The sequence below is a fragment of the Lishizhenia sp. genome, assembly GCF_057456495.1.
In genome coordinates, this window is sequence record NZ_JBVCPV010000139.1 from 1 (window position 1) to 8,166 (window position 8,166).

At 35.9% G+C, this 8,166-nt stretch carries 7 protein-coding genes; 3 read left to right on the forward strand and 4 right to left on the reverse strand.

Features of this window, described 5'->3' with window-relative positions:
- From AC22ZQ_RS10275 to AC22ZQ_RS10285, 3 genes are all read right to left on the reverse strand, one after another.
- Positions 1 to 1,398, reverse strand: a 1,398-nt coding sequence (locus tag AC22ZQ_RS10275) for a hypothetical protein (protein ID WP_318958697.1), incomplete at its 3' end; no start/stop codon positions are given.
- A 20-nt stretch (positions 1,399 to 1,418) separates the two neighbouring features.
- A complete protein-coding gene (locus AC22ZQ_RS10280) occupies positions 1,419 to 2,399 on the reverse strand; it encodes a formimidoylglutamase (protein WP_318958698.1) in 981 nt (326 codons plus the stop codon).
- On the reverse strand, positions 2,389 to 2,820 hold the full coding sequence (locus AC22ZQ_RS10285; protein WP_318958699.1) for an acyl-CoA thioesterase: 432 nt from the start codon (positions 2,818 to 2,820) through the stop codon (positions 2,389 to 2,391). Before AC22ZQ_RS10285 ends, AC22ZQ_RS10280 begins: the two co-directional genes overlap by 11 nt.
- A gap of 375 nt (positions 2,821 to 3,195) precedes the next feature.
- Between AC22ZQ_RS10285 and dnaA the strand changes: the two genes are divergently transcribed.
- A complete protein-coding gene (gene dnaA, locus AC22ZQ_RS10290; RefSeq protein ID WP_318958700.1) occupies positions 3,196 to 4,626 on the forward strand; it encodes a chromosomal replication initiator protein DnaA in 1,431 nt (476 codons plus the stop codon).
- 133 nt (positions 4,627 to 4,759) lie between these two features.
- On the forward strand, positions 4,760 to 5,638 hold the full coding sequence (locus AC22ZQ_RS10295) for a transglutaminase-like domain-containing protein (protein WP_318958701.1): 879 nt from the start codon (positions 4,760 to 4,762) through the stop codon (positions 5,636 to 5,638).
- Between the two features lie 4 nt (positions 5,639 to 5,642).
- Here the strand turns inward: AC22ZQ_RS10295 and AC22ZQ_RS10300 are convergent, their stop codons facing one another.
- Positions 5,643 to 6,095 carry a tRNA (cytidine(34)-2'-O)-methyltransferase gene (locus AC22ZQ_RS10300; protein ID WP_318958703.1) on the reverse strand — a complete coding sequence of 151 codons (453 nt, stop codon included), beginning with the start codon at positions 6,093 to 6,095 and terminating at the stop codon, positions 5,643 to 5,645.
- Positions 6,096 to 6,408: 313 nt separating this feature from the next.
- On the opposite strand from AC22ZQ_RS10300, the gene AC22ZQ_RS10305 reads away from it, so the two are divergent.
- Positions 6,409 to 7,470, forward strand: coding sequence for a DUF4386 domain-containing protein (locus AC22ZQ_RS10305; protein WP_318958702.1), 1,062 nt, complete (start codon positions 6,409 to 6,411; stop codon positions 7,468 to 7,470).
- The last annotated feature ends 696 nt before the right edge of the window (positions 7,471 to 8,166 follow it).

The window sequence follows — 8,166 nt, forward strand, 5'->3', positions numbered from 1 at the left end:
AACCCCTATACCATTGAGTAAATCCTTTGCAATGTTATTGGCGTAAAAAGAAGACACCATACTTTGGTGAAGGAGCGTATCGTAATTCTGCAAATACATTTCTCTATAATAGGAAGCACCCACCATTCCTCCTGAAGCTCCTGTTACCATTTGGACCGAATTAGAAAAGTTACCTTTAGATACACTATCCAAATGTTGCATCACCCTAAAGGTCCACAAGGCACTTCTCAATCCACCACCGCTTGTATTTACGATAATTAATTTGGGCTTTTCACCCGCCTTTGCCTTCCAATTCTCCAAAATGTTTAGGTATACCTTTTCATCTTGAAGGTTCTGTTGATAATCTTCCTGAAGGCGTAAAAGGACTGTATCATTATAAAGCGATCTTTCTTTATAGCTTAATCCATACGCGTAATTTTTAAACTGCATGTAGTCTGTATGTTGACTCAAGAAGTTCATAGACACGAACAGAACAATAATTATAGGATAGGTCCACAGTTTAAACCAACTAAAAAAAGCACTGATTAACATCAACACTATAGTCAGTAAAAGCAGTATACTCGAAGCTGCTGGAAAAACGAAAACTTCTTGATTTCTTAGAAGTCCCAATATAAAGAAGGATAGAATGATGGTGATCTCAAAAATAGAGGCATTAATGTGGTTTTGACTAAAAACATTTTGTATTACACTATAGTCATAATGCTGTACTCCTCTCGATCGTTTAAATCCAAAATTTTTACCCACATAAACATAGAGCTTATCATCTACCTGTTTAAACTCTTTATCCCAAGACAAGTTTCTGTGCAAAGATGATTTGATATTCGCATTTTTGGGTTCTTCCGGACCTATAGCATTGCGTTTCTTCTCCATTTTGAAGAAATCTTTATTGGTCGGAAAGAAATACAAAAAGGAAAGTAAAACAAATATAAGAGAGCCGCCAAACACCGATAAGATGTACAGGCTGATATCCCAGCTATCTAAAAATTCCTCTTGACTTTGAAACACCGCAATCTTATAACCCAGCGTTACAAAAAACAGAAAAGGAAGTATACTATTGTTTACACAAAACTTAAAGAAAGGTCTTTGCAGTGTAGCTATAAAGGGAAAGTGTGGCCCCATACGTATATAACTATAGGTATGAAACGCCATAGTAAAACCACCTATACTAAAACCAAGAAATAAAAAGCTTAGCCAAGAAGTTTTACCAAGATATTCTGGGCCATAAAAGAGATAAGCCATTCCAAAGCTCTCTCCTATTACACCAAAAAGTATCAAAAACAAAAATACCCAATACAATACCGCAACGATGTTGTATTTTAAATGAGCTATCAACAAGTGAAAAGGAAAAAAATCAAGGATGCCTTTGAATACATCTTTTAGCGTTATTTTTCCTTTCATTGTTTTAAACCTTTAGGAGATTATTTAATAAATTCTCTTTTATTTACTGTCTTAATAAAATCGCTTACCAGGTAACTTAAAGATTTACCTACCACGACATTTTCTTGGGTTGTAGAAGGGGCTGCCTCGGGTAAATGAAGATACGCAACATTTTCGACATTAGAAACTGTTTTCAAATAAATTCGAGCTCTTTCTAAGGTCATACCACTTGGGGTTCGCGCACTAGAAGGCATATCAATTATTGAATCCATATCTAACTCCACGCCAAGGGGTGTTTTCATGTTGTCTTTACACACATTAACAAAGTCTTCATTAATGTTTGCTTGCCCTGCTAGGTAATCTTCGAAAATGGTGAAATAATGTCCGTCTTTTTCTAAACGCGTCAACATTTCTTCTGAGTTATAATTTTCATGTAATCCAATCACATGATACTTCTCCAAGAACCCTTGCTGAAAGGCATAACTGAATGCATTTCCACTATGTCTCCCTTCCTGCTTTCTATAATCTGCATGTGGATCTAGGTTCACTACATTAATTCCTTTCTTTAGACGCTGAGCAGCAAACTTCATTAAAGGAAAAGCGTTGTTATGTCCACCACCAATAAGAATAGGAATTTGATCTGCTGCAACGTACTTATTTAGAACATCCAATACAAAATCATCCAACTCTTCTACCAAAACTCTGTTCTTCTTTAAATCAGAAAAACGGTTAAGCGCTGAAATTCGACCAGCTATGGTTACACCTTTACCTAATAAGAAACGATTGGCTTGTATATTTAAAAAGGTAGATACAAAGGGTTCAAATCCGCCTTCAGCACCAGGGTTGCCTAAATTAGCCACAGGACCTACAGATTCTTCTACACCTATAATAACAAACCTCTTTTTCTCCTCACTTACAATATTCTCTCCCAAACGTTTTTCACCTTCTCGGAGATTGACTCTGTTCAAAAGGTCTTCTGAGGAATATGGGGTATATAAAAAATTCTCTTCTCTACTTTTCATCTTCTTTTTCTTGATACGGAGCAATTGCTTCTAAAAATGCCGCAGGAGGTTGAATAGGGCGCATATTTACTTTATTCACAAAAACCAAAGTGGTACTCGCCTTACTCAGCACTTTCCCTTCTTCATTTTGAATCGCATAATTAAAGTAGATTCTAGAACCTTCTACGCGTGCAATTTTTGTAATAATAGTTAATTTATCATCATATAAAGCCGGACGAATATATTTAACATTGTATTCACTCACCGGTAACATGACATGCTCCTCTTCCATGCGTTTGTACGACATACCTATGGCACGTAAGGTTTCTACCCTACCCACTTCAAAATACTGCGCATAATTTCCATAATAGCAGTATCCCATTTGATCAGTTTCCCCATATCTAACTCGTAAACTTGTACTATGTTCAAAATCGTAATTCACTCTGTTCTAATTTGGTAAAAAACAAAGATGTAAAAAAAGAAAAAATATGTTTCAATTTTTGTAACTTTCCATCAACTTTACCAGTAAATAGTTGTCGAAACTATTGATACCACTAGGTTACAGCACTTTTGAAGTATTTTTTAAAATAGAATAAATATTGACAAATCAAACATTATTCTCTTTTAATTTCTCAGAAGTTCAAACGAAATTTTACTGTAAAAAAAACTATAAAATCAAGAGTGATTTTACTTTTTTTTTAACTTTTTTCTGTAAATATTTGTTCCGCTCGTAACTCTAAAAGTTAACTACGTTGTTTACAGCGTATTAATAACTAGAAAAAGTTTTTAACACAATAAATTAATAAAGTCTACATCAATGAGTGCATTACACGAAGAAAAATGGGAAGCCTGTCTAAAAGTAATCAAAGACAACATTTCGATTCAAGCTTTTAAAACATGGTTCTCTCCCATTTCTCCTATTAAATTAGAAGACAGTGTATTGACGATTCAGGTTCCTTCTCACTTCTTTTATGAGTGGTTAGAAGAGCACTACATCTCGCTACTAAAGAAAGTCATTAAAAAAGAATTAGGTCCTAACGGAAGATTGGAATACTCTATTATTATGGAGAAAAACCAAACCAATTCTACACCTTATACTGTAAAGTTGCCTGCATCGAATAAAAGTTCCTTGCACAACTCACCGGTTACGATGCCTTTAAATGCGAGCGAGAAGCAAATTAAAAATCCATTTATTATTCCTGGATTAAAGAAGGTGAATGTAGACTCAAACTTAAACCCTTCTTACTCGTTTGAAAATTTCGTAGAAGGAGACTGCAACCGTTTGGCTAGATCTGCAGGTTATGCTGTAGCTAAAAAACCAGGTGGTACTGCATTTAACCCTTTATTAATTTATGGTGGTGTTGGTCTTGGTAAAACACACTTAGCACATTCTATTGGTATAGGTATCAAAAACCAATTCCCAAACAAAACAGTTCTTTATGTAAGTTCTGAAAAGTTTGCACACCAATTTATTGATGCGATTAAGAATCAAACAACCAATGATTTTATTCACTTCTATCAAATGATGGATGTATTAATCATTGACGATGTTCAGTTCTTTAGTGGAAAAGAGAAAACGCAAGATGTATTCTTCCACATCTTTAACCACTTGCACCAAAACGGAAAGCAAATCATTTTAACATCTGATAAGGCACCGGTTGAAATGCAAGGAATGGAGCAACGTCTACTCTCTCGTTTTAAATGGGGATTGTCGGCAGACTTACAAGCACCAGATTTAGAAACAAGAATTGCCATCTTAGAAAATAAAATGTACGGTAACGGTATAGACCTTCCTAGAGAGGTTGTAGAATACCTTGCTTACAGCATCAACACCAACATTAGAGAAATGGAAGGTGCATTGACTTCTTTATTGGCACAAGCATCATTAAATAAAAAGGCGATTACTTTAGAGTTAGCCAAACAGATGATAGACAAGTTCGTGAAAAATACTGCACGTGAGGTTTCTATCGAATACATACAAAAAGTTGTTTGTGATTACTTCGACTTACCTATAGAGTTGTTGAAATCTAAAACAAGAAAAAGAGAAGTGGTACAAGCACGTCAGATTGCAATGTTCTTCTCTAAGAAGATGACAAAATCATCTTTGGCAAATATTGGAGCACACTGCGGAGGAAAAGACCACGCTACTGTATTACACGCATGTAGAACAGTAAACAACCTTTCTGAAACAGACAAGCAGTTCAAAAGCTACTTAGATGATCTAGAAAAGAAGTTATCGATTCAATAAGAATCACAACCATAACATTGAATGTCTCTCCTCCTTGGAGAGACATTTTTTTTGTAATTAACATTACCCTTTTCATAAAAACGATTACACACCTTTCGAAAGAGCTCATTCTCCACCTACCTTTGTAATGTATATGTCTAATTACTCTTCCATAAGTGCATTGATCAAATTGATAGATGATCCCGACGACGCTGTCTTTTCTCAAGTGCGCAAAGAAATATTGAATCTTGGTACCGATGCTATTCCCCTACTGGAATCATCATGGGAAGAAGACGATTATGGTCTTCTCTTCCAAACGCGTATTGAGGAAATTATTCACGATATACAATTTTTAGCGACCAAGGATAACTTAAAGCAGTGGTTGGCCAGCGATGAGAAAAACCTTTTGGAAGGAGCCTATATCATTGCCAAATATCAATTTCCAGATTTAGAATTAGATAGCTTAAAAAACGATATACTTAATATTCGTAAAGACATCTGGTTAGAAATCAACACGCAACAAACCATCTTTGAACAAATCAAATCCTTTAATGAAGTTTTCTACAGGATTCATGGTTTTCAAGGAAACACCAAAAACTACCATTCTCCGTTAAACTCCTACCTCAATGTAGTATTAGAAACGCGTAGAGGGAACCCTTTGAGCTTGAGTATACTTTACAGCATTATCGCCCAATCTCTAGATTTACCGATATACGGAGTAAACCTGCCCAATCATTTCGTTTTGGCGTATGTTGACAAAAACAAGAATTACTTAAACCTCAATGAGGAAGATGATAACTCAGGCGTTTTGTTCTACATCAATGTATTTAGCCGTGGTGCAGCGTTTAACCGTAAAGAAATTAAAGACTTCTTAAAGAAATTAAAAATTGATGAGAAGCGAGAATATTTCGAACCTTGTCCGAATACTACCATCATTAAGCGCATGCTCACCAACCTAATTGTTGGGTATCAACAACAAGGAAATTCTGACAAAGTAGAAGAATTAACTGAACTAAAAAATTTATTCTCTTAAAGCCTTACTTTAAGTTTCTTATCCCCTCGTAAACGGCAATTGCCACTGCGTTGGCGATATTGAAACTTCTTATTTTATCCGAGAACATCGGTATTTGATAGGTATCTTTAGCATACTTTTCAGTGATCCAATCATCCAAACCTTTTGATTCTTTACCAAAAACAAGAAATAAATCATCCTCATAAGGTATTTCCCAAAATGATCGCTCTCCTTTACTGCTGAAAAAAGCAAATTTTGCATGACCATGCTGCGCAAAAAAATCCTCAACAGAATCATATTCTGTTAAGTTGATATGCGGCCAATAATCCAACCCTGCACGTTTGAGCTTTTTATCAGAAATTTCAAAACCATAGGGTTTAACCAAATGTAAATTACATCCCGTTCCTAAAGCGAGTCTTCCAATATTACCTGTATTGTTAGGGATCTCCGGTTCAAAAAGTACAATATTTAAGGCCATAATTTTGCTTTGCGGCGAAGATAAGCGTTGTCCGTTAAATCCCTTCATGAATCTTGTAAAACTTACTGTTCACAAAGCGGTAATCCAACCCTATCTTCAAACCATATCATTATTTAATTTTAGTAAAATCAACGCTTCAAACAACTATTTCAGAAGAACTTACGTTATTATATACACGCTAACTAATCATAAACAAGGATGCTTAATTCGTATGGGTTGAGCATTTTTGTTTTCTCCCCCCTTAATATCTTAACTTAAGTCAAGAACTCTCTACAGTGAGCGCCTTAATTTTGACCTATCAAAGGTTAGAATTATGAAAATCACATGTCTTTTACCCCTACTCACGTTTACGCTTCTTTTCGGCGCTTGCACTATACACAAGCGTGTTCACAGACCAGGGTATCATATTAGTCATCCTTTTAAACACAAGAGGATTACACCTAAAAACATCCATAAACCTCAAGCATCGCTACTCCCAAGTAGCGCTACGATAGATAGTCTAAAAACAATTCAGCTCAATACACCTTCTAAGCTTACCGCCACAAAAAGCAATGAGAATACATCTGCAAAAGCACAGCTATCCAGGTCTACTCCTCCAAAAGCTCAAACAAGGAAAGTAAAAGACAGTTCTGCATCAATAAAACAGGAAGTAACCAAAGATGTTCAACGCACCCAAAAACTGCGTAAAAAGAATTTCGCTCCTACTCTTACTACCAAAGATCAAAAGATAAGCTCCAGAAAACTAGCAATTACCATTGGTTTAGCGCTTTTGTTTATGGCCCTATTAGCTGGACTTTCAGTACCTATTTTAAACAAGGTGTTATCTACCACCTCACCTCTTACTACTTTTACGCAAATAGGTGCAAACAAGTCCAGCTTTTTAGGAGCCCTTTTCGGATGGATAGGTATTTTCTTGCTCGATCTTTTGGTGGCATGGGGAGTGTGGAAATACTACAAAGAAGACGATAAGCAAAAAGCCAAAACCTCTGGTATCTTACGTCTTATTTATTCTATCCTCTTGGGTGTAGCCATTCTTCAACTATTCAAAAGTTATAGCGCGGGTACGGCACTTGTTGCACATCAATCTCTCACCAACTTTTTCACCCTTTGGAATGTAGGACTCATCGTTTTTGGAATCCACCTCATGGTATTGGCCTTTTTGTATAAAGCTGACACCGAGAAAAAGTGGTTAACGATAGCATTATCTATCGCTCTCTTCCTCGGCGGTTTGGGTTATGTACTCCAATATGCCACTTACTTCCTATTCCCTCAGCAACTCATCATAAGCACAACCATAGAAAGTCTGTTCATCGTATTCATGATCTTAGGCGAACTCGGTTATGCAGTTTGGATGTTGTTTAAAGGAGGTAGGTAGATTGGAGATTTGTCCTCTGGCTCCACAAAGGAATATAGATTTTGAATTGTGAACTTTCCAAGGTTATCGATTATAGCGCTGTAAAGAGCTCAACCAAGGTATTAAAATACCGAAACATAATGTCAGAACTTAAGTTTTCCAAAATAACAAACACCAAGACCTATTTGAATTCTTGAATCCTTGAACCTTTGAATCCCCCCCAGAGGTTATCGAGCGGAGTCGAGATGAGCGACCTCCCAGCATCGAGTCAAGGGGTTTTGTATGTGCTCGAAAGTCATAAATAATTTCATTTAAAACACGAAAACAACATTTTTTGAATTTAAAAGCTTTGCTAATCGTCCCTAAAAAGAATTGAACACTATATCCTTTTTATCCACAAGCCCTCTACCTTTTATATTAATTTATTAGTTTTAACCAGCCTCTCCATTATGAAACCACCTAGGAGCATTCCAAAACGTTTCATCTTTACAAGGCAAGCCTTAAAAACTGTGGTTTATCCCACACTATAAGGTGAATAAACGCAATTAAGAGATATGATAAATAAACAACATTACGGTTATACGTATGTTGTCTGTAATTAAAAAAAGAATATGGATATAAATTTAATATATATGATACTGGGTGTAATTGCCACGATTTTGGTTGGTTACTGGGGTATCAAGTATACTGCAAGTCATAAAACCATAACTAATCTTC